The following is a 22,069-nucleotide window of genomic DNA, read 5'->3' as shown; positions in this document are numbered from 1 at the left end:
GTGACGGTCTCCACCCTAGGCGGCGGTCAGGGACGGTTCGGGCGGGCAGTCGCGGCAGCGGCCCGGTGCGGGGGCGCGGAAGGCCCGGTCGCAGCCGTCGCAGTTCTGCATGGGGTCCGGCCGCCGGGCGGCCTTCCCGGCGGGCGGTGGCGTGGCCGGCATGTGCGGTGGGATCCCCGCCTTGAGCCGGTGCCCGATCAGCGCGGCCGGGCTGCGCATGTCGGGCGGCAGGTTCGTGGCCAGCACGTGGCGTACGGACTCCGGATCGGCCCCCCGGTCCAGCCAGGTGGCCACCCCGGGCGCGAGCCTGCGTACGTCCCGCTCGGCGAGCAGCAGCCGGGGGTCGTCGCCGCGCAGCCGGACGAGGAGGTCGGCGGCGTCCTGCCGGGTCGCCGGCGCGGTCTCCGCGGGCGCGGCGAGGATCGGCACGGGCGCCGCCACCGAGGCGGGGGCGGGCTCCGGGTCCGGTACGGACACGGCCAGCGCTACCCGTTTCCCGGAGAGTGAGGCGCGGATCGCCGCCGCCGTATCCGGCGGGCGGAGACTCCCATGAGGCTGTTGACCAACTTCGAGACTGCAACCGTGGGCGGGTGGTGCACCAGGAGGTGGACGTGATCGCGTTCGCCGTGTACTCCTTCAGCTCGGCCTCGAAGTCCTCGCAGACCTTGCGCGTGATCTCTTCGCAGCGGGTCAGCATCTCGTCGTTGAACACTCCGTGCCGGTACTTCGTCACGACAACCAAGTGCGCGTGCATGAGGAACATGCAGTCTCCCCCCAGCACGAACGTTCTGATATCCAGCCATAAACCAGTGGCTTTACGCTGATCGTCATGCAGCTCCGCTACAACTACCGGGCCTACCCGGACGCCTCCCAGCGCCGTGCGCTGGGCCAGGCGTTCGGGTGCGCACGCGTGGTGTGGAACGACTGCCTGCGCGACCGGAGGGAAGCGCACGCGGCAGGACTGCCGTACGTGAAGTCGGCCGAGCTGTCCCGGCTTCGCATCACCCAGGCCAAACGCACCGAGGAACGGGCCTGGCTCGCCGACGTATCGGCGGTCGTCCTGCAACAGTCTCTGCGGGACCTGGACACCGCCTACAAGAACTTCTTCGACTCGGTCAAGGGCAAGCGCCAGGGCCGCAAGGTCGGCCCTCCCCGCTACAAATCGAAGAAGGACACCCGGCAGTCGATCCGCCTCAACACCAACGCCTTCTCTCTCAAGGACAACGGCACGGTGCACGTGGCCAAGGTCGGCAACCTCAAGGTCCAGTGGTCCCGACTGCTTCCGGCCGCACCCACGTCCCTGACCGTCACCAAGGACAGCTCCGGCCGGTACTTCCTCAGCTTCGTCGTGGACACCGAGCCGGACATCCTCCCCGGCCTGGAGACCGACGCCGGTATCGATCTCGGTCTGTCCGCCTTCGCGGTCCTGTCCGACGGTCGGAAGATCGACAGCCCCCGCTTTCTGCGCCGGGCCGAAAGGAAGCTCAAGCGCCTTCAGCGGGAGCTGTCTCGCAAGTCAAAGGGCAGCAAGAACCGGGCCAAGGCCCGCATCAAGGTCGCACGCCAGCACGCCAAGGTGGCGGATCGGCGCCGGGACTGGCACCACAAGGCATCCACTCAGATCATCCGCGACAACCAAGCGGTGTATGTGGAAGACCTCGCGGTGTCCGGCCTGGGACGGACCCGCCTTGCCAAGTCCGTGTACGACGCGGGGTGGTCCGCGTTCCTCGGCATGCTGGAGTACAAGGCGGTCAAGCACGGCCGCACCTTCGCCAGGGTGGACCGCGCTTTCCCGTCCTCTCAGGTCTGCTCGGCCTGCGGATTCCGGGACGGCCCAAAGCCCCTCCATGTCCGCGAGTGGACGTGCGGCGCGTGCGGCACCGTGCACGACCGCGACCACAACGCAGCCCGCAACGTCCTCTTCGAAGGACGCCGTATCGTCGCCGCCGGACGGGCGGAGACGCTAAACGCCTGTGGAGCGCCGGTAAGACGGGCATACGTGCCCGCACAGCGCGGCGAAGCAGGAAGCCCCCGGAAGGGTCAGACGACCCAGGCCGGAATCCCTGGACTTTAAGCCAGGGAGCACGTCAATTGAGTGGTTATGTCGGGGGTCGCCGGGTCCCGGTCCCCCGCGTCCCGGATGAGTACGCGGACCGGCGGAGGCTGAGTACGCGGGCGCAGGCGCCCCGCCCCCGCAACGGCTTGCATGGACCCCATGCACGAGAAGACCCCCGCATCCGACACCGCCCTGACCTGGGGCACGGTCCTGGCCGTGGCCCTGATCCCGGTGGCGTTCCTCTTCGGGGCCCTGTCGGGGATGGCCCAGGCGGTCCACCCCGAGGCCGTGGCGGTCGTCATGGCCTTCTGGTTCGCCTCCTGGACCGTCACCCCGGTGCTCGCCGTGGCCTACTGGCTGCTCCGGCGACGCCCCGGCCTGGCCACGGCGGCACGCTGGGCGGGCTGGATCGCGATGGTCCCGCCTCCGGTCACGATCCTTCTGGCGTGCCGGCTGTAGGCAGGTCCACCTCCGCCCACACCGCCTTGCGCGGCGGCGGCCCCTGCTCCACCCCCCACCGGTCGGCCAGCGCCTCCACCACCGCCAGCCCCCGGCCGCCCTCGGCCTCGACGTCCGCGTCCCGGAGGACCGGGATCCGGTCGCGGCACGTGTCCGCCACCTCGATCCGGAGCGCCCCGTCGGCCAGACTGAGCACCACCAGGAAGTCCCGCCCGGGCACCCGCCCGTGGGTCACGGCGTTGGCCGCCAGCTCCGCCACGATCAGCGCGGGCCCGTCCGTGGGCAGCCCCCACGCGGTCAGCTTCTCGACGGCGAGCCGCCGCGCCTGCCGGGCGCCACGGGGCGTGGCGGGCAGCTGAGCACCGAACTGATGTGCAGAGCACCAGATTTGAATAGTCACGTCACCCAGCGTGGAGCGGCGTGGCTACCGTGAGAAGCAATACCGCCGGTGCGTCCGGGGTTTGTCCCGCGCTTGTCCGGCGCTGTCCGGGCTGTCCTGACGGCCGCATGGGCAGGGGGCGTTGAGGAATTTCGGTGCGTCGAAGGTGGGGCACGCATGGCTGTGGACAACGACGGTACGGAAGACGCGGGCTGGGACGTAGACCCGGAGGACGAACAGGGCGTCGCGGTCCTGGCCGCGCTCGGCCGCCAGCTCAGGGCCTGGCGCGAGGAGGCGGGCATGCGGGCCGCCGACTTCGGTACGGAGGTCGGCTACGGCGAGGACCTGGTCCGCAAGGTGGAGTCGGGCAAGCGGATCCCGCGCCCCGAGTACCTGGACAGGGCGGACGAGGTGTTGCGGGCGGGCGGCAAGATCACCGCCATGAAGGCGGACATGGAGCAGGTCCGCTACCCGAAGAAGGTGCGGGACCTTGCCAAGATGGAGGCCAAGGCCGTGGAGATCGGGGTGTACAGCATCCACGTCGTCCACGGCCTGCTCCAGACCCCGGAACACGCTCGGGCCCTATTCGAAATGCGGCAGCCCGCTTACGTGCAGGACGAGATCGACCGCTACGTGAGCGCACGCATGGCCCGGCGATCCGTCTTCAACCGCGAGCCGGCCCCGTCACTTACCTTCGTCCAGGAAGAGGCGTCCCTGCGACGTCCCATCGGAGGCACAATGGTGTGGCGGCTACAACTCGAACACCTGTTGCACATCAGCCGGTTGAGGCACGTGTCGTTCCAGGTAATGCCGGCGAGCCGCGAAGTACACGCCGGCATGGACGGCGGGATCGAGTTCCTGAAGTTCGAGGACGGTACGGCGGTGGGCCGCTCGGAAGGCGCGTTCGCGGGACGGCCGGTTTCGGATCCGAGGCAGCTCAGGATCCTCGAACTCCGCTATGGCATGATCCGAGCCCAGGCGCTGACACCCCTGGAGTCTCGTGACTTCGTCGAAAAACTGCTGGGAGAGACATGATCCACAACCCCGGGATGGTCTGGTTCAAGAGCAGCTACAGCAGCGGCAGCGAAGGCGACTCCTGCGTCGAGGTCGCGCACGCCTGGCACAAGAGCAGCTACAGCAGCAGCGAAGGTGACGACTGCGTCGAGGTGGCCTCCACCCCCGCCGCGATCCACGTCCGCGACTCCAAAGACACCGCCCTCCCCCACCTCACCTTCGGTCCCTCCGCCTGGGCGGGGTTCCTTGGGGCACAATGACCCCTTGCACGCGCAGTAGTTGACCGGGTCGGCCAGGGGGCGGGGATGCAGCCGGGGGAGCAGCTGGCCGGGCGGTACCGGCTGGACGAACCGCTCGGGCAGGGCGGCATGGGCGAGGTGTGGCAGGCGTACGACGTCGACCTCGGCCGGGCCGTGGCGGTGAAGGTCCTGCGGGAGTTCGACGCCTCGGAGGAGGAGCTCGCCCGCTTCCGCCGCGAGGCCGCCATCGGGGCCCGGCTCCAGCACCCCGGGATCACCGTCGTCCACGACATCGGCCACCACGACGACCGGCTGTTCATCGTGATGGAGCTGCTGGAGGGGCGGGACCTGTCCGACCTCCTGGCCGACTCGTCCGGCGAGGGCCTCGCCCTGCCCCGGGCGCTCGATCTGGCCCTCCAGACGGCGGAGGCGCTGGCCGCCGCGCACGCGCAGAAGGTGGTGCACCGGGACCTGAAGCCCGGGAACCTCTTCCTCCTCACCGACGGCCGCCTCAAGATCTGCGACTTCGGCATCGCCCGGGCCGCCGACGCCACGGGCGGCCTGACCGTGACCGGCAAGGTGTTCGGTACGCCGCCCTACATGGCCCCCGAGCAGTGGCGGGGCGAGCCGGTCGAGGGGCGCTGCGACGTGTACGCCCTGGGGTGCGTGCTGTACGTGCTGCTGACCGGCGCTCCGCCGTTCTCCGGCACCGGCCAGCCCTGGGCGCTGATGCGGATGCACCTGGAGGTGGAGCCCCCGGCGCTGGACTCCGTAGGGGCGGACCTGCCGCCCGCGCTGGTGGAGCTGGTGGCTTCGATGCTGGCCAAGGAGCCGGCCGACCGGCCCGACGCCCCGGCCGTCGCGGCGCGGCTGCGCGGGCTGCTGCGGGAGCCCGCCGTGCGCGACGTACCGCCCGCCGTGTGCGACGTACCCACCATGCACCTGGGGGCGGGCGCCCCCACCGCCCCGGCCGCTCCGGGGCCCAGCCGCCGGAACGTGCTGCTCGGCGGGCTCGGTGTGCTGGCGGGGGCCGGCGGCGGGACGTACGCCGTGTGGCGGCTGACCGGCGACAAGAACGACGGCGGCAAGAACCCGGGCGACAGGAAGAACAGCGGCACGGGTTCCGACAACGGGACCGACGGGCCCGGCACCGCCGGGGTACGCACGGTGCAGGAGATCAAGAAGCACGCCGGCACGGTGGAGTCGGTGGCGATCAGCCCGGACAGCAGGTTCCTCGTCAGCGGCGGCAACGACCGCAGCATCCAGTTGTTCAACTTCGCCGGCGGGGGCAGCCTCAGCCTCTCCCCGAGCCCCGACGCGGCCGTGACCTGTGTGTCCTACAGCCCCGACGGCAAGGTCCTCGTCGGCGGGAGCGACAAGGCCCTGCGCCTGTACGACGTCTACAGCCTGGAGCTCTTGGGCGTCCTGGCGGGACACACGGGGCAGGTGCGCGCGGTGGCGTTCAGTCCGGACAGCAAGACCCTGGCCAGCGGGGCCGATGACGGCACCATCCGCCTCTGGGACGTCGTGACGCGTTCCACCGTCGCCGTCGCCTCCCTCACCGGGCACACCAAGCCGGTGCTGTCACTGGCGTTCGCTCCCGACGGCACCCTCGCCAGCGGCAGCGCCGACGGCACCGTCCGCCTCTGGGACCCCGCGAGCCGCACCTCCGCCGCCACGCTCACCGGCCACACCAAGGCCGTGGCCGCGGTGGCGTTCAGCCCCGACGGCAGGACCCTCGCCAGCGGCGGCGCCGACGGCACCGTCCGGCTGTGGGACCCGGCCGCCCGCACCGGCACCGGCACCCTCCCGGGCCACAACAGCAGCGTCCGGTCGGTGGCGTTCAGCCCCGACGGACAGACCATCGCCAGCGGCGGCGGCCGTACCATCCGGCTGTGGAACGTCCCTTCCCGCGAGCACCGCGCCACGCTCAACGGACACACCGGGGCCGTGACCTCGGTCGCGTTCAGCCCGGACGGCAAGACCCTCGCCAGCGCGAGCGAGGACGCCACCGTCCGGGTGTGGAACCGGTCCTGACGGCGACGAAGATGGCCGGATGACGTCCATAGACCGGCCCGAGGACCAGGGGTGCCTGCGCTGGGTGCTCGCCGTCCCCCTGGCCCTCGTGTACCTCCTCGCCGCGTACTTCTGCTGGATCGCCCTGGCCCTGCGGCCGGACTCCCCGTACGACCCGCTCCACGACGACGTGCGCTTCACCGCCGGGATCTCGGTCTTCCTCTGCTTCTGCGGGCTGCTCCTGACGGCCGTCCCCGTCTTCCACCGCAACCTCGGCCGCTGGTGGTACGCGGCCCCGTTCCTCCTCGCCGCTGTGGCGTACTGGCGCGGCCAGACGGTCTAAGCCAGGTCGGCCAGCAGCTTCGCCGCCACCGCCGCCCCGTCCGCGTCGAACGCGGCGGCCACCGCGGCCGCCCGGGCGGCGGTCTCGGGGGTCAGGGCGGTCCCCAGCGCGGCCGACAGGGACTCCACGGTCGGGGTCGGGCCGTCGTGGGCCGCGCCGATGCCGAGCCCGGCCACGCGGGAGGCGAAGTACGGCTGGTCCGCCCCCTGCGGGACGATCACCTGGGGCGCGCCGGAACGGGTGGCGGTGGTCGTCGTGCCCGCGCCGCCGTGGTGGACGACGGCGGCGACCCGGGGGAACAGCACCTGGTGGTTGGCCTCGCCGACGACGAAGCAGTCGTCGGCGGCGTCGGACGGGGCGAGGCCGGCCCAGCCCCGGGAGAGCAGCACGCGGCGGCCCTGCGCGCGGACGGCCTCCACGACCACCCGGGCGAGCCCGGCCGGGTCGGCCATGGGGATGCTGCCGAAGCCGACGTACACCGGCGGCTCGCCGGCGTCGAGGAACTCCACCAGGTCGGCGGGGAGCGGCCGCTCGTCCGGCAGTACCCACGCACCGGTCTGCACGACCTCCAGTCCGGCCGGCCGCACCCACGGGGCGAGGACGGGGTCGGTGGCCAGCCAGGGGCGGTCGGTGAAGACGTGGTCGCGGACGTCGTCCACCGCCGGCAGGCCGACCGACTCCCGGAAGGCGTTGACCGCGTCGCCGAAGACGTCCTGCGCGTCGCGGGCGTCCCGTTCCCACAGCACCTCGTTGTCGGTGATCTCCGGCGGCAGCGGCCTGCCGGGGCGCGGGATCGGCGGGTGGTGCGGGGAGGGCAGGCTGACGGGCTGGTAGCTGGCGTAGACGTACGGGACACCCAGCTTCTCGGCGGCGGCCTTCACCCCGGCCACGGCGGGCACCAGGCCCGTCGCGAGCAGTACGTCGCAGCCGTCGGCCGCCACGGCCATGACGTTCTCGTAGAACGCGGCGACCAGCTCGGCCGCCCGCTTCGGGACGCCTCCCGGCGAGGGCGGCACCTTCCCGGTCACCAGGTCGCGCACCGACGCGCCGGTCGGGACCATCTCCACGCCGACCCCGGCGAGCCGCCCGGCGAACTCCTCGTCCGGCGGCGCGCACACCAGCACCTCGGCCCCCAGCTCCCGCAGCCGCACCGCGAGCCCCACGAGCGGCTCGACGCCTCCGCGCGAATCGTACGCGGACAGCACTACACGCATTCCGTACTCCCAATCACCCGTGTTCCGGCTCAGGTTGGTGAGTCTGCACCACCGTGGTGATCTTGTGGCAAGCCCCCTGGTGCGCTATACGTTGGTCATGGCCAAGGAAGTCCAGGTGACGTACGACTGCGCCGATCCGGCGGCTCTGGCGGCCTTCTGGGCCGAGGCGCTGGGCTACCGCGTCCAACCGCCGCCGGAGGGCTTCGCCGACTGGCCTGCCGCGCTGACGGCGTGGGGCGTGCCGCCCGAGCAGCACAACAGCCGGTCGGCGATCACGGACCCGGAGGGCAAGGGTCCGCGGATCTTCTTCCAGCGGGTCCCGGAGGGCAAGACGGCGAAGAACCGCCTGCACCTGGACGTCCGCTCGGCCCCGGGCCTGAAGGGCATGGAGCGGATGGACGCCCTGGAGGCGGAGGCCGCGCGGCTGGAGGCCCTGGGCGCCAAGCGCCTGTACCGCCTCGACCCGGACGGCGTCGACGAGGGCATCATCGTGCTGGCCGACCCCGAGGGCAACGAGTTCTGCCTGGACTGACGCGTGAACGCCGCAGCCCCCGCCCGGATCCCGGGCGGGGGCTGCGTCACATACCGTGGGGCGACGGTCAGGCCGCGACGGGCACCGGCGCGCCGGCCGGCTCGTCGAGCGGGGAGGACGAGGCGGCGGCGTAGGCCTCCTTGTCGAGGATCCCCTCACGGGCGGAGACGATCACGGGTACGACCGCCTGGCCGGCAACATTTGTCGCCGTCCTCATCATGTCGAGGATCGGGTCGATCGCCATCAGCAGGCCGACGCCGGCGAGCGGCAGGCCCAGGGTGGAGAGGGTCAGGGTGAGCATCACGGTCGCACCGGTCAGGCCGGCCGTGGCGGCGGAGCCGACCACCGAGACGAACGCGATGAGCAGGTACTCCTTGATGCCGAGCTGCACGTCGAAGATGTTCGCGATGAAGATCGCGGCGAGCGCCGGGTAGATCGCGGCGCAGCCGTCCATCTTGGTGGTGGCGCCGAACGGGACGGCGAAGGAGGCGTACTCCTTCGGGACGCCGAGGCGTTCGGTGACCTTCTGGGTGACCGGCATGGTGCCGACCGAGGAGCGGGAGACGAAGGCCAGCTGGATCGCGGGCCAGGCGCCCTTGAAGAACTGGACCGGGTTGACCTTGGCGACCGTCGCGAGGAGCAGCGGGTAGACGCCGAACATGACGAGCGCCGAGCCGATGTAGATGTCGGCGGTGAAGGTGGCGTACTTGCCGATGAGGTCCCAGCCGTAGCTGGCGATGGCGGTGCCGATGAGCCCGACGGTGCCGATCGGCGCGAGGCGGATGACCCACCACAGGGCCTTCTGGAGGAGCTCCAGGACGGACTCGGCGAGGTTCAGGACGGGCTGGGCCTTGGCTCCGAGCTGGAGGGCGGCGATGCCGGCGACGGCGGCGAGGAAGACGATCTGGAGGACGTTCAGCTCGGTGAAGGGAGTGACGATGTCCTTCGGCACGATGCCGGTCAGGAAGTCGATCCAGGAGCCGTGCCGCTTGGGCTCCTTGCCGTCGGCCGGGGTGAGGCCGGTGCCGGCGCCCGGGTCGGTCAGCAGGCCGATCGCGAGGCCGATGCCGACCGCGATCAGCGAGGTGATCATGAACCAGAGCAGGGTGCGGGAGGCGAGCCGGGCGGCGTTGTTCACCTTCCGGAGGTTGGTGATGGACACCAGGATCGCGAAGAAGACGAGCGGGGCGACGGCCAGCTTGAGGAGCTGGATGAATATGTCGCCGACCTGCTCCAGGGTGGTCTTCAGCCAGCTGACGTCCTGGCTGCGGGCGAGCCATCCGAAGAGGACGCCGAGCGCGAGACCGGTGACGATCTGGGCCCAGAACGGGAAAGTGAAGGAGGCCTTGGCGGGAGCCTGGGCCTGGGGGGACGCGGACACGGCAATCTCCGGGGGACGCACGGACGTACGGCGGAAGGTTTCTGCAAGGGGTGCGGTACGGCGGCAGCCGGAAAGGGGCCGGGCCGGCCGGGGACCGCTGCTGGGGGCGGCTGGGCTTCAGCTTCAGCGGCGACAGCAACAGGCCGCGGACACGCGGCGGCAGAGGTCGACGTGCAGGCGCGCCACGAGCGGGGCGCTCGGGCTCATCGGGTGCGCGGCTGCGGTCAACATGTTGAACACGCTAACACTTCGGCTTTGAGAATCTCAAAGGGATGCTTTGAGCACGGATCGCGCGAGGTCTGATCCGCCGGCCCGGCACGGCCCCGGAAACGCCGAAGCCCCAGCATGGCGGGGGGTGTTCCCGGTGCTGGGGCGTATCGGTGGGCGGAGCGGCCGCAGGGCGGCTGTGAGGAAGGACTCAGGCGCGCGCGGCGTCGTCGGCCGCGTCCTCCTGGCTGCGGTTCGCGGCGAGCTTCTCCTTCGCACCCGCGACGCGTCCGGAGATCTGCTCGGACATCTCGTCGCGCTGCTTGCGCAGCAGGATGAAGGACAGCGGGGCGGAGAGCACCAGCGCGAGGAGCACGATCCAGGCGACGTTGGCGTCGCCCAGGCCGGCGGGCACCCAGCCCACGTTGACCAGGACGGCGACGAGCACCAGGCACCCGACGAAGATGCCCAGGCGCATCGCGGTGTAGCGGATCGTCGCGCTCGGCTTGAGGGCCATGATGACCCCTCCCTCTCTTCTTGCGTCGGCACGTGCCCGTCCAGTGAAGCACGCCGGGCCCCCGCCGCGGCCCGGTGGGGTCAGTGCAGGGGCAGCAGCATCGTGATGTCGTCGCGGTCGTCGCCGGGGGCCACGCGGATGGCGCCGGGCACCCGGCCGACCTCCTTGTAGCCGCACGCCGCGTAGAAGTGCTCCAGCCCGACCCCGCCACGGCACTCGAGGCGGATGGCCTCGATGCCCTCCAGCGAGCGGGCCGCGTCGGCGAGGGCGGCCATCAGCTCGCGGCCGGCGCCACGGCCCTGGAGGGCGGGGCCGACCATGACCGTGTACGCCCAGACCCAGTGCTTCCGCAACGGGTGCGGCTCGAAGGCGAGGAAGGCGACGGCCTGGACGGCACCCCGCGCGTCGTGCCCGACCAGCAGCCGGTGGCGGCCCTCGGCCAGCGCGACGAGGTGCTTGACCAGTGCGGGCCGGATGTCGTCGACGGTGACGGGCGGGACGAAGCCGACGGCGCCGCCGGCGTTGGTGACCTCGGTCCACAGCTGTGCGATCCCGTCGCGCAGGGTGGGGTCGACGACCGGATCGAAGGTGAAGGTAAGGGCCATGGGGGGAGAGTATCTATTACCTCTCCTTCGGGCAACGGCTTTCCCGGGCCCGGGCCGGGGGCTTTCCCGGGCCCGGGCCGGGGGCTTTCCCGGTCCCGCCCGGTCCCGCCCGGCCCGGGAACGCGGAGGAGCCCCGGACCGTCGGGGACGGTCCGGGGCTCCTCCGGCGCGAGCCGTGCCGCGTCAGACGCGCATCGCCTGCGGGGTCTCGCGCAGGGAGGCGTCCGGGCCCGGGTACTCGCGGATGACCTCGTAGCGCGTGTTGCGCTCGACCGGGCGGAAGCCGGCCTCGCGGATGAGCTCCAGGAGGTCCTCACGGCCCAGCTTGTTCGGGGTGCCGTAGTTGTCCGCGTCGTGCGTGATCTTGTACTCGACCACCGAGCCGTCCATGTCGTCCGCGCCGTGCTGGAGCGCGAGCTGGGCGGTCTGCACGCCGTGCATCACCCAGAAGACCTTGACGTGCGGCACGTTGTCGAAGAGCAGCCGGGAGACCGCGAAGGTCTTCAGCGCCTCGGCGCCCGTGGCCATCGTCGTACGCGCCTGGAGGCGGTTGCGGACCTTGCCGTCCTTCATGTCCACGAAGTCGTGCTGGTAGCGCAGCGGGATGAAGACCTGGAAGCCGCCGGTCTCGTCCTGGAGCTCGCGCAGCCGCAGTACGTGGTCCACGCGGTGGCGCGGCTCCTCGATGTGCCCGTAGAGCATGGTCGCCGGGGTCTTGAGACCCTTCTCGTGCGCCAGGCGGTGGATGCGCGACCAGTCCTCCCAGTGGGTGTCGTGGTCGACGATGTGCTGACGGACCTCCCAGTCGAAGATCTCCGCGCCGCCGCCGGTGAGCGATTCGAGGCCGGCCTCGATCAGCTCGTCGAGGATCTCGGAGGCCGTGAGGCCGGAGATCGTCTCGAAGTGGTGGATCTCGGTGGCCGTGAACGCCTTCAGCGAGACGTTCGGCAGCGCCTCCTTGAGGGCGGACAGCGAGCGCGGGTAGTACCGCCACGGGAGGGTGGGGTGCAGCCCGTTGACGATGTGCAGCTCGGTGAGGTTCTCGTTCTCCATGGCCTTGGCCAGGCGGACGGCTTCCTCGATGCGCATCGTGTACGCGTCCTTCTCGCCCGGCTTGCGCTGGAACGAGCAGTAGGCGCAGGAGGCGGTGCACACGTTCGTCATGTTGAGGTGGCGGTTGACGTTGAAGTGGACCACGTCGCCGTTCTTGCGCATGCGCACCTCGTGGGCGAGGCCGCCCAGCCAGGCCAGGTCGTCCGACTCGTAGAGGGCGATGCCGTCCTCACGCGTCAGCCGCTCGCCGGAGCGGACCTTCTCCTCCAGCTCGCGCTTGAGCCCCGCGTCCATTCCGGTGTCTCCTCTGCCTGTCCCTGTCCAGTACCTGTCTGCAACCGCCACCCACCGTACTCTCAGGCGTCCTCGGGCAGCTCGCCGACCCGGTTCTCCCACTTGGTGGAGAGCACGATCGTGGTGCGGGTGCGGGAGACGCCCTTGGTGCCGGAGAGCTTCCGGATGATCTTCTCCAGGCCGTCGACGTCCCCGGCGCGCACCTTGAGCATGTACGAGTCGTCGCCGGCGATGAACCAGCAGTCCTCGATCTCCTGGAAGTCGCGCAGCCGGCGCGCCACGTCCTCGTGGTCGGCGGCGTCGGAGAGGGAGATGCCGATCAGCGCGGTGACGCCGAGGCCGAGCTCGGCGGCGGCGACCGTCGCGCGGTAGCCGGTGATCACGCCGGCCGTCTCCAGCCGGTTGATGCGGTCGGTGACGCTGGGGCCGGAGAGGCCCACGAGACGGCCCAGCTCCGCGTACGAGGCGCGGCCGTTCTCCCGAAGCGCCTGGATGAGCTGCCTGTCCACCGTGTCCATTACGTGGAGCCTTCCATTATTCGGCGATCCTGCAAGTTTAGGTATAGAATCAAAGGCACACAGGGTCAACACCCTGTGAATCTTTCAACAGATCAATGACGATCTTCAGGAGTGGTTCACCGTGTACACGATCGAGGCGGCCTACGCGCACATGCGACAGCTCCAGGAGCTGGCCAACCGATCCCGCACCGACCAGCCCACCGCCGCCCACCGCGTCGACAAGACCCGTCGCCCGGGCAGCGCCAAGAAGCGCTAGCGCCACTACTCACGGGGGCGGGCGCTGCCAAGCTCCCCCTCCCAACGGCGGTACAGCCCGTGCGGCACACCTGCCGCGTCGAGCACCCGCCCCGCGACGAAATCCACCAGATCCTGGATGTGCGTCGCGCCCGCGTAGAACGCCGGAGAGGCGGGCAGCACCACGGCGCCCGCCTCGTCCAGCGCCACCAGATGCTTCAGCGTCTGCCCGTTCAGCGGGGTCTCCCGCACCGCGACCACCAGCCTGCGCCGCTCCTTGAGCGTCACGCTCGCGACGCGCTGGAGCAGGTCCTTCGACAGCCCGAGCGCCACACCCGCCACACAGGCGGTGGAAGCCGGGACGATCAGCATCCCCTTCACCGGGTACGAACCCGAACTCGGCCCGGCCGCCAGGTCCCCGGCACCCCAGTACCGCACCCCGTCGAGGTCGAACCCCGCGAAGGTCCCCGGCTTGCCGTCCGCTCCGCGGCCCAGCCACTCCTCCAGGTCCGCGCGCCAGTGCGCGTCCCGGAAGGCGATCCCGGTCTCGTCCAGCAGGGTGAGCCGCGAGGCCCGGCTGACCACCAGGTCCACACTCTCGCCCGCCGCCAGCAGCCCCCGTACCACCGCCGCCGCGTACGGCGTCCCGGACGCCCCGGAAACCCCGACCACCCACGGGGTGCGCTTGCCGTCAGTCATACCTCCGAGACTATCCGGCCACCCATCGCGGGGCGCGGGTCAGGTGGCGCTCGGGTCCACCGGCCGGCCGGACGTGTCCACGGAGAGCTTCCCGGTGCCGTTCTCCACGACGACCGCACCGCCCTCCGCCCGTTCGGGCTACAGCGCCAGCCCCCGCACCACCAGATCGGCGAGCGCGCACACGAACAGGGCAATGCCGATGAAGCCGTTGACCGTGAAGAAGGCACGGTTCAGGCGGGACAGGTCGTGCGGCTTGACGATGGTGTGCTCGTAGAGGAACGCCGCCGCGACGATCAGCAGGCCCAGCCAGAGGAGGACGCCGCCGTCGGTGAGGACGGCGTACCAGGCCAGCAGGGCCGTGGTGACGACGTGGCAGCCGCGGGCGCCCCACAGCGCGGCCGGGACGCCGAAGCGGGCCGGGACCGACTTGACGCCGTCCGCGCGGTCGGAGTCCACGTCCTGGCAGGCGTAGATCAGGTCGAAGCCGCCGATCCAGACGCCGATGGCGAGACCGAGGACCACCGCCTCCCAGGACCACTCCCCCGTGACGGCCAGCCAGGCGCCGACCGGCCCCATGGCCTGGGCCAGGCCGAGGATGGCCTGCGGGAAGTTCGTGAAGCGCTTGCCGTACGGGTAGACCACCATCGGGATGACGGCGACCGGCGCCAGCGCCAGGCACAGCGGGTTCAGCAGGGCCGCGGCGCCGAGGAAGACCACCAGCGCGATCCCCGCACCGGTCCAGGCGGACCGCACCGACACCGCGCCCGTGACGAGCTCGCGCCCGGCCGTGCGCGGGTTACGGGCGTCGATCTCCCGGTCGATGATCCGGTTGGCGGCCATCGCGAAGGTGCGCAGGCCCACCATGCAGACGGTGACGAGCAGCAGCTCGGTCCAGTGCATGCGCCCGTCGAGCCGGTACATGGCCGTCAGCGCGGCGATGTACGCGAAGGGGAGGGCGAAGACCGAGTGCTCGATCATCACGAGCCGCAGGAAGGCCTTGACCCTGCCGGGTGCCTGGGGCGCGGGGCCGGGGCCGATGACTCCGTCGGCGGTGGTCATGCCAGGCTCCTGCGGAATTCTTCGAGGTCGGCGCGGAGGGTGTCCACGGCCTCCGGGGTGATCTCCAGGGTGAGCGGGGGGACCTCCTCGCCCTCCGGCGGGGTGATCCGGGCCAGGAAGGCGCAGTCGTCGCCGGCCGGGCGGCCCTCCAGGCTCAGCACGGGGCCGGCCTCGACGGTGAACGGATCGGATTCGGCGAAGGACAGCTCGGCGAGCAGGCGTTCGGCGAAGTCGTCGGCGTCCGCGTCCCGCAGGCCGGGCAGCTCGAAGCCGCCGCCGCCGTCCTCCTCGTCCCACATCAGCGCCCAGACGCCGCCCGGGCCGACGAACTCCTCGGGGCTGACGCCCGCCTGGTCGGCGGCCTCGCGGACCTCCGGGTCGGCCGGGTCGAGTTCCGGGCGCACGAGGGCCACGTACGTGGTGTCGTCACCGATGAAGAGGGCGGGGCCGCCCATGGCGATGGGGCTCACAGGCCGTACTCCTTCCAGCGGCGGTCCACGAGGGCCGCCGTCGCCGGGTCGGACTCGACCATGTCGGGCCACCCGCCGTCGCGGGTGTAGCCCTCCTCCGGCAGCTTCTTGGTCGCGTCGATGCCCGCCTTGCCGCCCCAGAACTGCTGGTACGAGGCGTGGTCCAGGTGGTCCACCGGCCCCTCGACCACGGTCAGGTCGCGGGAGTAGTCGGTGTTGCCGAGGGCCCGCCAGGAGACCTCGTGCAGGTCGTGGACGTCGCAGTCCTTGTCGACCACGATGATCAGCTTGGTCAGCGACATCATGTGGGCGCCCCAGATGGCGTGCATGACCTTCTGGGCGTGCTTGGGGTACTTCTTGTCGATCGAGACGATCGCGCAGTTGTGGAAGCCGCCCGACTCGGGCAGGTGGTAGTCCACGATGTCCGGCACGATGATCTTGAGGAGCGGGAGGAAGAACCGCTCCGTGGCGCGGCCCAGCGGGCCGTCCTCCGTCGGCGGCCGGCCGACCACGATCGACTGCAACAGCGGACGCTTCCGCATCGTCACGCAGTCGATCTTCAGCGCGGGGAAGGGCTCCTGCGGGGTGTAGAAGCCGGTGTGGTCGCCGAAGGGGCCCTCGGGGAGCATCTCCCCCGGCTCCAGCCAGCCCTCGACGACGACCTCGGCGTTGGCCGGGACCTGGAGCGGGACCGTCTTGCAGTCGACCATCTCGATCCGCTTGCCCGCGACGAACCCGGCGAAGAGGTACTCGTCGATGTCGCCCGGCAGCGGCGCGGTGGAGGCGTAGGTGACGGCGGGCGGGCAGCCGAAGGCGATCGCGACCGGCAGCCGCTCGCCGCGCGCGGCGGCGACGGCGTAGTGGTTGCGGCTGTCCTTGTGGATCTGCCAGTGCATGCCGATGGTGCGCTTGTCGTGGCGCTGGAGCCGGTAGAGGCCGAGGTTGCGGACACCGGTCTCGGGGTGCTTGGTGTGGGTCAGGCCCAGGTTGAAGAAGGAGCCGCCGTCCTTGGGCCAGGTGAAGAGGGCCGGGAGCCGGTCGAGGTCGACGTCGTCGCCGGTGAGGACGACCTCCTGGACGGGCGCGGACTCGCCCTTCACCTTCTTCGGCGGTACGTGGACCATCGAGCCGAGCTTGCCGAAGGCCTCTCGGACGCCGATGAAGCCCTGGGGCAGCTCGGGCTTGAGGAGGCCGCCGATCTTCTCGCTGATCTCGCCGTAGGACTTCAGGCCGAGGGCCTTCAGGAGGCGGCGGTCGGTGCCGAAGACGTTCATGGCCAGCGGCATCGCCGAGCCCTTGACGTTCTCGAAGAGCAGGGCCGGGCCGCCGGCCTTGTTCACTCTGTCGACGATCTCCCCGACCTCCAGGTAGGGGTCGACTTCGGCCTTGATGCGCTTGAGGTCGCCCTCCCGCTCCAGAGCCCGGAGCAGCGAGCGGAGATCGTCGTAAGCCATGGAGCCCAGTATCCGTCACCCCATACCCTGGAACGGTCACCGGGGCCCCGCGCGGGCCCGTCGTCACTTCCCGGGAGTCGGTCCCACACCGTGCTGCGCTATCTGCCGTTCCTGCTGATCCTGGCGCTGACCATCTACGCCTTCATCGACTGCCTGAACACCCCTGAGGAGGAGGTCAAGCACCTGCCCAAGACGGTGTGGGTGCTGATCATCCTGCTGTTCTCGATCGTCGGCCCGGTGGTGTGGCTCTTCGCGGGCCGCAAGCGCTCCGCGGTCGGCGGCGGTGGCGGCCGGGCGCGCCGGCAGCAGTGGGTGGCGCCCGACGACAACCCGGAGTTCCTGAAGTCCCTGCGCGAGGAGCAGGAGCGGAACAGGGACAGGGAAGAGGGCCGGGACAAGGACGAGCGGGGCAACGGCGACTCCGGCAAGGAGTAGGGGTCACCGCGCCCAGGGCAGGACCCGGGTGCCCTCGGTGCCGGGGACCGAGGCGACTCCGTCGGCGCGCATGACGACGTACGCCTCGAACCTCTCGGGGGCGTGGATCCGCCGGAGGACGTCGGGCGGCAGGACGAGGGTCTGGCCGGCGGACACCTTCTCGGTGCGGCCGTCGCAGCTGACTTCCAGGGAGCCGGCGGTGAGCAGCCAGACCTGTTCGCGGCTGACGGCGTGCTCGGGGCCGGTGCCTCCGGCGGGCATGTCGACGTGCCAGGTGGAGAGCTCGGAGCTGCCGCGGCTGGGGGCGGCGAGGCCGGTCATGGTGGCGTTGGGGGTGGCGGTGACGTTCTCGGGGGAAACGCTGATCACGTGCAAGTCGGGTCCTCTTCCGTTGCGGTGGAGTACGTGGCGACAGACGTAAGTAAAGGTTCTTTACTCGCGTGAGTCAAGAGACTTTACTCGGCTGTGCCACCATGGTCCGCGTGACTTCCAACGAAGAGGGTTCCGGCGTCGAGCTGGCGTTCCTGCTCGGGATCGGCTTCCAGCTGGTGCTCGGCGAGTTCACCCGGCGCCTCGCCGACGAGGGCTACGCGGACCTGCGCCCCGTGCACGGCATGGCCTTCCAGGCCCTCAAGGGCCCCGGCGCCACCGCGAGCGAGCTGGCCGAGCGGCTCGGGGTGACCAAACAGGCCGCCGGGCAGATCGTCGACGACCTGGAGGGGCGCGGCTACGTCCGGCGCGAGCCGCACCCGGGCGGCGGGCGCCGCAAGCTCGTCGTGCTGACCCCGGCCGCCGAGCAGCACCTGGCCACCGCCGGACGGGTCCTGCACGGACTGGAGGCGGAGCTGGCCGAGCACGCCGACCTCGACGCACTGCGCGGGGAGCTGGCGCGCGTCATCCGCGCACTGCACGGGGGCGAGGGGCTGCCGCCGCTGCGGCCGGTGTGGTGACGCCGCGGGGCGGGACGGCGTGACGAAAAGCGGCCGGAAAGATCATTGAACACGTTCAACACCGCTGGCAGAATCGGGCCATGCCACCGCCGCACGACCAGCCCGGGATCCGCGTCCTCGACACGATCCTGCGCAACCTGCTCGCGTACGGGGTGCTCACCTGCGCCCTGCTCGCCATGACGGGCGGCTGGGACCCGCGGCAGCACCACGACGCGGGCCCCGTCCCCGCCGTGTACGACGCCGACCTCTCCGAGATCGTCGGCACCTGGCGCTGCGTCGACGGCACCGAGGTGGCCTTCCGGGCCGACGGCAGCGCCGACGTCACCCTCCTCGACGGCCAGGAGCGCGACTACGCCGCCGGCTGGCGGCTCTCCGGCCCCGGATCCTGGCGGCTCACCGCCGAACAGCCCGCCGGACGCACCCTCGGCCAGCACCTGCGGCTGCGGCTGCCCGCCCCGACCGCCACCGCCGGGCGCAGCGGCGCCGGCCCTCCGGCGGGGGCGCCCCAACGGTACGCGTGGACCTTCGAGCTGCGCCGCGACAAGCGCGGGGCGCTGGAGCTGTACTTCAGCTTCTTCCTCGGGACCGGCCCGGCACGCGGCGCCTACGTCCTGGAGAAGGACGCGTAGGAGGCGCGCAGCTCCGCCCAGCGGGCGTCGGTCCAGGCCGCCCAGTCCGTCGGGTGCCCGGCCAGGAAGGCCTCCAGCCGCTCGAAGTGGTCGTGCCAGCCGGCCAGGCAGTCCAGGCGCTCCTCCTCGGAGCCGCCGCGCTCGTTCAGGAAGCGGAGCACCGTCGAGTCGGTGCCGACCGCCTCCAGGTGGAAGCGGATCCGCCCGTGCTCGGAGACCGTGTACTCGACGACCCGCTCGACGTCCCAGGCGGTGACCTGCCCGGACACGGTGCTGCCGGTGTTGGGCCAGCGCAGGGTGACGGCCCCGCCGAGCCGGCGTTCCAGCACGTCCGCCGCCGCCAGCCAGCCGAGCAGCCCCTCCGCCGTGGTCAGGGCGGGCCACATGGCCTCGTACCCGTACGGCAGGTGCATCTCGAAGCGGATGGTCCAGCGGCCGGGGCCGCGCGGCTCGCTGGTGGCATGGCTCACAGGAGACATACCACCAGCGTCCCACTCCCCCGGGTCAGACGCCCGCGTACGAGTGCTTGCCGCTGAGCAGGATGTTCACGCCGTAGTAGTTCCAGATCCAGCAGGCGAAGGCGAAGAGCGCCAGGTAGGCGGCCTTGCGGCCCTTCCAGCCGGCCGTGGCCCGCGCGTGCAGGTAGCAGGCGTACGCCACCCAGGTGACGAAGGACCAGACCTCCTTGGGGTCCCAGCCCCAGTAGCGGCCCCACGCGTCGCCCGCCCAGATGGCGCCCGCGACGATGGTGAAGGTCCACAGCGGGAAGACCGCCGCGTTGATCCGGTACGAGAACTTGTCGAGCGAGGCCGCCGAGGGCAGCCGCTCCAGCACCGAGCTGCGGAACCCGCCGACGGTCCGGCCCGCCTCCAGGTGGCTCTCGTAGCTGTCGCGGAACAGGTAGAGCACCGCGCCGGCCGCGCCGATGTAGAAGACCGCGCCGCAGAAGATGGCGGTGGAGACGTGGATCCACAGCCAGTACGAGTGCAGGGCCGGGACCAGCTGGTCGCTGTCGGTGTACAGCCAGGTGGTGGCGATGCCGAGGTCCAGCAGGACCGTCGTGACCAGGATCAGGCCGAGCCAGCGGACGTTCTTCTTCAGCGCCAGGAGCAGCAGGTACGCGCCGACCGCGACCGTGGAGAAGGTCACCGAGAACTCGTACATGTTGCCCCAGGGGGCCCGCTCCACCGACATCGCGCGGGAGACCACGCCGGCCGCCTCGATGAGGAAGCCGAGCACGGTCAGCGAGACCGCGATCCGCCCGTACAGGTCACCCTGCTCGGTGCCGCCCGCCGCACCCGGGCCGTCCGGGACGTCCCGGGTGCCCGACGCGGAGCGGGTGACGACCTCCGGCTTGTCGAGGACGGCCGTTCCCCCGCCCTTCTGGCGGACCTGGACGGCGAGCGCCGCACCGGCCGCCGCCTTCGGCGCCGTCAGCGCGGCGGCCGTACGGCCCACCTTGCTGCGGCTGCCGAAGACCCACTCGGTGATGTGCGCGAGGAAGGCGAGCGTGTAGACCGCCATCGACGCGTACACCAGCTTGTTGCTGAGATCGGCGAGGCTCTCGTTCGTCGCCGCCGCGAGCAGCGTCGTCATGCGCGCTCCCCTTCTTCTTCCTCTGTGGTTACCACTTCGGCCGGGCTCGGCGCCCGTTCGTACAGGGCGGCGCAGAGCACCGACAGCTCCTCCGGCAGCTTCGCCGACTCGCTGCGGCCCAGGCCCGCCAGCTCGACGACGGTCAGACCGTCCTCGCCCCGGACCGCGCGGACCCAGATCCGGCGGCGCTGGATGAACAGGGAGGCGGCGAGGCCGCCGATGGCGACGAGCGCGCCGGCGAGGGCCAGCCCGTTGGCGGGCTGCTGGGTGACCGAGAAGGTCGCCCAGCGCTCGATGCCCTCGAACTTCACGGTGCCCGCGCCGTCGGGCAGGTTCATCGTCTCGCCCGGCAGCAGCCGCTGCTTGAAGAGCTGCCCCTCGGGGTTCTTGAACTCCTGCATCTTGGAGGTGTTCAGCTGGTACACGTTCTGCGGCAGGCCCGCGTCGACGCCGAGGCTGCCGTGGTAGGCGCTGAGGGCGAGGACGGGGAAGTCCAGGGCCGGGAACTGCGAGAGCATCGTGCCCTTGCCCTCGCCCGCGAAGGTCGGCACGAACATGGCGTTGAAGCCGAGCTGTTCCTTGTCGCCGTTCTTGTTGCGGTAGCCGTCCGGGACCTTGACGGCGCCCGAGGAGCTGAGGTTGGCGTCGAAGGGCAGCATCGGCACGGCGTCCTTGTAGACCACCTTGCCGGTGGGGTCGGTCACCGAGATGACCGGAGCGTAGCCGTGGCCCAGCAGGAAGATCTTGGAGCCGTCGATCTCCAGCGGCTTGTTGACCTCGATCTCGGCCTTCTTCGGCTCCCCGTGCGCGCCCTCGCTGTAGGTGACGTACGCCTTGAAGTCGCGCGGGGTGCCCTTCTGCGGGCCGGTCTTCTCGTAAGTCGCGTCGAACTTGTCCAGGGTGAACGAGAACGGCGGCAGGTCGTCGGAGGAGAAGAGGCTGCCGGACTTGAAGTCGTCGTACTGGGTGAGCGTGTTCGCGAAGCCCTTGCCGCGCAGGACGAGCTTGCCGCCCTCGGACTTGAGGAGCTGGCCGCACGCGAAGGCCACCAGCATCACGATCAGGGCGATGTGGAAGGCCAGGTTCCCGGCCTCGCGGAGGTAGCCCTTCTCGGCGGCGACGGCGTCGCCGACGGGCTCCGTACGGAAGCCCCGCTTGCGGAGCAGCACCTTCCCCTCGGCCAGCACCTCGGCCGGGGAGGCCTCCGTACGCCACGTCGCGTACGCCGGCAGCCGCTTCAGGTGGCGCGGCGCGCCGGGCGGACGGCCGCTGAGCTGGCCGACGAACTGCCAGGTGCGCGGGACGATGCAGCCGATCAGCGACACGAACAGCAGGATGTAGATCGCGGAGAACCACACCGAGCTGTAGACGTCGAAGAGCTGGAGCTTCTCGGCGACCGGCACCCAGAACTCGTGCTTCTGCTTCCAGTCGGCGACCTTCATCGGGTCCACCTGCGTCTGGGGGACGAGGGAGCCCGGGATGGAGCCGAGGGAGAGCAGGAACAGCAGGATCAGCGCCACGCGCATGGAGGTGAGCTGACGCCAGAACCAGCGGGCCCAGCCGACCACCCCGATCCCGACGGGGGCGGCCGCGCTGTCCTCGACGGGGGCGGTGGAGAGCTGCGCTCCGGCGGCGGCGTCGGCGGAATCGCCGTCCGTGGACGCCTCGTGCGACACCTCGGCGGGTGCCTTGTCGGTCGTACTCATGTCCGTGTAG

General features: G+C 71.1%; 27 protein-coding genes and 1 pseudogene. 11 read left to right on the top strand and 17 right to left on the bottom strand.

Going from position 1 to position 22,069, the window contains the following annotated elements; genetic code table 11:
- Positions 1–15: 15 nt before the first annotated feature.
- Both ACZ518_RS26695 and tnpA read right to left on the bottom strand, forming a co-directional pair.
- Positions 16–477, bottom strand: coding sequence for a hypothetical protein (locus tag ACZ518_RS26695; protein ID WP_469115534.1), 462 nt, complete (start codon positions 475–477; stop codon positions 16–18).
- Positions 478–524: 47 nt separating this feature from the next.
- Positions 525–763: pseudogene (gene tnpA, locus ACZ518_RS26690) on the bottom strand (IS200/IS605 family transposase); the annotation flags it as partial.
- Positions 764–829: 66 nt separating this feature from the next.
- Here tnpA and ACZ518_RS26685 point away from each other — a divergent pair.
- Both ACZ518_RS26685 and ACZ518_RS26680 read left to right on the top strand, forming a co-directional pair.
- Entirely contained in the window at positions 830–2,074 is a 1,245-nt protein-coding gene (locus ACZ518_RS26685) for an RNA-guided endonuclease InsQ/TnpB family protein (RefSeq protein ID WP_469115533.1), read from the top strand.
- A 141-nt stretch (positions 2,075–2,215) separates the two neighbouring features.
- Positions 2,216–2,515: a hypothetical protein gene (locus tag ACZ518_RS26680; RefSeq protein WP_469115532.1), complete on the top strand. Its 300-nt coding sequence runs from the start codon at positions 2,216–2,218 to the stop codon at positions 2,513–2,515.
- Here ACZ518_RS26680 and ACZ518_RS26675 read toward each other — a convergent pair.
- Positions 2,487–2,915 (bottom strand): ATP-binding protein, encoded by a 429-nt coding sequence (locus ACZ518_RS26675; protein WP_469115531.1) that lies wholly within the window; start codon positions 2,913–2,915, stop codon positions 2,487–2,489. The genes ACZ518_RS26680 and ACZ518_RS26675 overlap by 29 nt on opposite strands.
- A gap of 156 nt (positions 2,916–3,071) precedes the next feature.
- Here ACZ518_RS26675 and ACZ518_RS26670 point away from each other — a divergent pair, with 156 nt between their 5' ends.
- From ACZ518_RS26670 to ACZ518_RS26655, 4 genes are read left to right on the top strand one after another with little or no spacing between them, the layout of a single operon-like run.
- Positions 3,072–3,929, top strand: coding sequence for a helix-turn-helix domain-containing protein (locus tag ACZ518_RS26670; protein ID WP_469115530.1), 858 nt, complete (start codon positions 3,072–3,074; stop codon positions 3,927–3,929).
- Complete coding sequence (locus tag ACZ518_RS26665; RefSeq protein WP_469115529.1) at positions 3,926–4,168, top strand: DUF397 domain-containing protein; 243 nt, start codon at positions 3,926–3,928, stop codon at positions 4,166–4,168. Before ACZ518_RS26670 ends, ACZ518_RS26665 begins: the two co-directional genes overlap by 4 nt.
- 45 nt (positions 4,169–4,213) lie before the next feature.
- Entirely contained in the window at positions 4,214–6,184 is a 1,971-nt protein-coding gene (locus ACZ518_RS26660; RefSeq protein ID WP_469115528.1) for a WD40 repeat domain-containing serine/threonine protein kinase, read from the top strand.
- A 19-nt stretch (positions 6,185–6,203) separates the two neighbouring features.
- On the top strand, positions 6,204–6,506 hold the full coding sequence (locus tag ACZ518_RS26655) for a hypothetical protein (RefSeq protein ID WP_469115527.1): 303 nt from the start codon (positions 6,204–6,206) through the stop codon (positions 6,504–6,506).
- On the opposite strand, the gene ACZ518_RS26650 is transcribed toward ACZ518_RS26655, so the two are convergent.
- Entirely contained in the window at positions 6,503–7,720 is a 1,218-nt protein-coding gene (locus ACZ518_RS26650; protein ID WP_469115526.1) for a glycosyltransferase, read from the bottom strand. The genes ACZ518_RS26655 and ACZ518_RS26650 overlap by 4 nt on opposite strands.
- A 97-nt stretch (positions 7,721–7,817) precedes the next feature.
- On the opposite strand from ACZ518_RS26650, the gene ACZ518_RS26645 reads away from it, so the two are divergent.
- A complete protein-coding gene (locus ACZ518_RS26645) occupies positions 7,818–8,252 on the top strand; it encodes a VOC family protein (protein WP_469115525.1) in 435 nt (144 codons plus the stop codon).
- Positions 8,253–8,319: 67 nt separating this feature from the next.
- On the opposite strand, the gene ACZ518_RS26640 is transcribed toward ACZ518_RS26645, so the two are convergent.
- From ACZ518_RS26640 to ACZ518_RS26620, 5 genes are all read right to left on the bottom strand, one after another.
- On the bottom strand, positions 8,320–9,639 hold the full coding sequence (locus ACZ518_RS26640) for a dicarboxylate/amino acid:cation symporter (RefSeq protein ID WP_469115747.1): 1,320 nt from the start codon (positions 9,637–9,639) through the stop codon (positions 8,320–8,322).
- A gap of 412 nt (positions 9,640–10,051) precedes the next feature.
- Positions 10,052–10,357 carry a DUF4229 domain-containing protein gene (locus ACZ518_RS26635; protein ID WP_469115524.1) on the bottom strand — a complete coding sequence of 102 codons (306 nt, stop codon included), beginning with the start codon at positions 10,355–10,357 and terminating at the stop codon, positions 10,052–10,054.
- 80 nt (positions 10,358–10,437) lie between these two features.
- A complete protein-coding gene (locus ACZ518_RS26630; RefSeq protein WP_469115523.1) occupies positions 10,438–10,962 on the bottom strand; it encodes a GNAT family N-acetyltransferase in 525 nt (174 codons plus the stop codon).
- A 183-nt stretch (positions 10,963–11,145) separates the two neighbouring features.
- The gene (gene mqnE / locus ACZ518_RS26625; RefSeq protein ID WP_469115522.1) at positions 11,146–12,309 is read right to left on the bottom strand and encodes an aminofutalosine synthase MqnE; all 1,164 of its coding nucleotides are present in this window, start codon (positions 12,307–12,309) and stop codon (positions 11,146–11,148) included.
- Positions 12,310–12,371: 62 nt separating this feature from the next.
- Entirely contained in the window at positions 12,372–12,827 is a 456-nt protein-coding gene (locus ACZ518_RS26620; RefSeq protein WP_362063736.1) for an Lrp/AsnC family transcriptional regulator, read from the bottom strand.
- 121 nt (positions 12,828–12,948) lie between these two features.
- Here ACZ518_RS26620 and ACZ518_RS26615 point away from each other — a divergent pair, with 121 nt between their 5' ends.
- On the top strand, positions 12,949–13,083 hold the full coding sequence (locus ACZ518_RS26615; RefSeq protein WP_469115521.1) for a hypothetical protein: 135 nt from the start codon (positions 12,949–12,951) through the stop codon (positions 13,081–13,083).
- A 5-nt stretch (positions 13,084–13,088) separates the two neighbouring features.
- Here the strand turns inward: ACZ518_RS26615 and ACZ518_RS26610 are convergent, their stop codons facing one another.
- The 4 genes from ACZ518_RS26610 to ACZ518_RS26595 all read right to left on the bottom strand — a co-directional run bounded on the left by ACZ518_RS26610 (position 13,089) and on the right by ACZ518_RS26595 (position 16,743).
- Positions 13,089–13,760 (bottom strand): UbiX family flavin prenyltransferase, encoded by a 672-nt coding sequence (locus ACZ518_RS26610; protein WP_469115520.1) that lies wholly within the window; start codon positions 13,758–13,760, stop codon positions 13,089–13,091.
- Between the two features lie 138 nt (positions 13,761–13,898).
- Entirely contained in the window at positions 13,899–14,819 is a 921-nt protein-coding gene (mqnP, locus tag ACZ518_RS26605; protein ID WP_469115519.1) for a menaquinone biosynthesis prenyltransferase MqnP, read from the bottom strand.
- The gene (locus ACZ518_RS26600; protein WP_469115518.1) at positions 14,816–15,289 is read right to left on the bottom strand and encodes a hypothetical protein; all 474 of its coding nucleotides are present in this window, start codon (positions 15,287–15,289) and stop codon (positions 14,816–14,818) included. The genes mqnP and ACZ518_RS26600 overlap by 4 nt, the downstream gene beginning before the upstream one ends.
- Positions 15,286–16,743: a menaquinone biosynthesis decarboxylase gene (locus ACZ518_RS26595; protein WP_007264716.1), complete on the bottom strand. Its 1,458-nt coding sequence runs from the start codon at positions 16,741–16,743 to the stop codon at positions 15,286–15,288. The genes ACZ518_RS26600 and ACZ518_RS26595 overlap by 4 nt, the downstream gene beginning before the upstream one ends.
- Before the next feature lie 90 nt (positions 16,744–16,833).
- Here ACZ518_RS26595 and ACZ518_RS26590 point away from each other — a divergent pair, with 90 nt between their 5' ends.
- Positions 16,834–17,178: a PLD nuclease N-terminal domain-containing protein gene (locus ACZ518_RS26590; protein WP_469115517.1), complete on the top strand. Its 345-nt coding sequence runs from the start codon at positions 16,834–16,836 to the stop codon at positions 17,176–17,178.
- 3 nt (positions 17,179–17,181) lie between these two features.
- Here the strand turns inward: ACZ518_RS26590 and ACZ518_RS26585 are convergent, their stop codons facing one another.
- Positions 17,182–17,547, bottom strand: a complete 366-nt coding sequence (locus ACZ518_RS26585; RefSeq protein ID WP_469115516.1) for a cupin domain-containing protein — start codon at positions 17,545–17,547, stop codon at positions 17,182–17,184.
- Between the two features lie 113 nt (positions 17,548–17,660).
- Here ACZ518_RS26585 and ACZ518_RS26580 point away from each other — a divergent pair, with 113 nt between their 5' ends.
- Positions 17,661–18,128 carry a MarR family winged helix-turn-helix transcriptional regulator gene (locus ACZ518_RS26580; protein WP_469115515.1) on the top strand — a complete coding sequence of 156 codons (468 nt, stop codon included), beginning with the start codon at positions 17,661–17,663 and terminating at the stop codon, positions 18,126–18,128.
- An 80-nt stretch (positions 18,129–18,208) separates the two neighbouring features.
- The gene (locus ACZ518_RS26575; protein ID WP_469115514.1) at positions 18,209–18,757 is read left to right on the top strand and encodes a hypothetical protein; all 549 of its coding nucleotides are present in this window, start codon (positions 18,209–18,211) and stop codon (positions 18,755–18,757) included.
- Here ACZ518_RS26575 and ACZ518_RS26570 read toward each other — a convergent pair.
- From ACZ518_RS26570 to resB, 3 genes are read right to left on the bottom strand one after another with little or no spacing between them, the layout of a single operon-like run.
- Positions 18,733–19,236 (bottom strand): SRPBCC domain-containing protein, encoded by a 504-nt coding sequence (locus ACZ518_RS26570; protein WP_469115513.1) that lies wholly within the window; start codon positions 19,234–19,236, stop codon positions 18,733–18,735. The two genes, ACZ518_RS26575 and ACZ518_RS26570, sit on opposite strands and share 25 nt — an antisense overlap.
- 25 nt (positions 19,237–19,261) lie before the next feature.
- A complete protein-coding gene (gene ccsB / locus ACZ518_RS26565; protein ID WP_469115512.1) occupies positions 19,262–20,353 on the bottom strand; it encodes a c-type cytochrome biogenesis protein CcsB in 1,092 nt (363 codons plus the stop codon).
- Positions 20,350–22,059, bottom strand: coding sequence for a cytochrome c biogenesis protein ResB (gene resB / locus ACZ518_RS26560; RefSeq protein ID WP_469115511.1), 1,710 nt, complete (start codon positions 22,057–22,059; stop codon positions 20,350–20,352). Before resB ends, ccsB begins: the two co-directional genes overlap by 4 nt.
- Between the last annotated feature and the right edge of the window lie 10 nt (positions 22,060–22,069).

This window comes from Streptomyces sp. NPDC033966 (genome assembly GCF_055575955.1).
The sequence above is the reverse complement of the archived record's forward strand: the minus strand, read 5'-3'. Positions and strand labels throughout refer to the sequence as shown.

Bases quoted from the DNA above. Each gene is read 5' to 3' on its own strand.
- ACZ518_RS26685 (WP_469115533.1), top strand. From the start codon at position 830: ATGCAGCTCCGCTACAACTACCGGGCCTACCCGGACGCCTCCCAGCGC.
- ACZ518_RS26680 (WP_469115532.1), top strand. From the start codon at position 2,216: ATGCACGAGAAGACCCCCGCATCCGACACCGCCCTGACCTGGGGCACG.
- ACZ518_RS26670 (WP_469115530.1), top strand. From the start codon at position 3,072: ATGGCTGTGGACAACGACGGTACGGAAGACGCGGGCTGGGACGTAGAC.
- ACZ518_RS26665 (WP_469115529.1), top strand. From the start codon at position 3,926: ATGATCCACAACCCCGGGATGGTCTGGTTCAAGAGCAGCTACAGCAGC.
- ACZ518_RS26660 (WP_469115528.1), top strand. From the start codon at position 4,214: ATGCAGCCGGGGGAGCAGCTGGCCGGGCGGTACCGGCTGGACGAACCG.
- ACZ518_RS26655 (WP_469115527.1), top strand. From the start codon at position 6,204: ATGACGTCCATAGACCGGCCCGAGGACCAGGGGTGCCTGCGCTGGGTG.
- ACZ518_RS26650 (WP_469115526.1), bottom strand. From the start codon at position 7,720: ATGCGTGTAGTGCTGTCCGCGTACGATTCGCGCGGAGGCGTCGAGCCG.
- ACZ518_RS26645 (WP_469115525.1), top strand. From the start codon at position 7,818: ATGGCCAAGGAAGTCCAGGTGACGTACGACTGCGCCGATCCGGCGGCT.
- ACZ518_RS26635 (WP_469115524.1), bottom strand. From the start codon at position 10,357: ATGGCCCTCAAGCCGAGCGCGACGATCCGCTACACCGCGATGCGCCTG.
- ACZ518_RS26630 (WP_469115523.1), bottom strand. From the start codon at position 10,962: ATGGCCCTTACCTTCACCTTCGATCCGGTCGTCGACCCCACCCTGCGC.
- mqnE (WP_469115522.1), bottom strand. From the start codon at position 12,309: ATGGACGCGGGGCTCAAGCGCGAGCTGGAGGAGAAGGTCCGCTCCGGC.
- ACZ518_RS26620 (WP_362063736.1), bottom strand. From the start codon at position 12,827: ATGGACACGGTGGACAGGCAGCTCATCCAGGCGCTTCGGGAGAACGGC.
- ACZ518_RS26610 (WP_469115520.1), bottom strand. From the start codon at position 13,760: ATGACTGACGGCAAGCGCACCCCGTGGGTGGTCGGGGTTTCCGGGGCG.
- mqnP (WP_469115519.1), bottom strand. From the start codon at position 14,819: ATGACCACCGCCGACGGAGTCATCGGCCCCGGCCCCGCGCCCCAGGCA.
- ACZ518_RS26595 (WP_007264716.1), bottom strand. From the start codon at position 16,743: ATGGCTTACGACGATCTCCGCTCGCTGCTCCGGGCTCTGGAGCGGGAG.
- ACZ518_RS26575 (WP_469115514.1), top strand. From the start codon at position 18,209: ATGCCACCGCCGCACGACCAGCCCGGGATCCGCGTCCTCGACACGATC.
- ACZ518_RS26570 (WP_469115513.1), bottom strand. From the start codon at position 19,236: ATGTCTCCTGTGAGCCATGCCACCAGCGAGCCGCGCGGCCCCGGCCGC.
- ccsB (WP_469115512.1), bottom strand. From the start codon at position 20,353: ATGACGACGCTGCTCGCGGCGGCGACGAACGAGAGCCTCGCCGATCTC.
- resB (WP_469115511.1), bottom strand. From the start codon at position 22,059: ATGAGTACGACCGACAAGGCACCCGCCGAGGTGTCGCACGAGGCGTCC.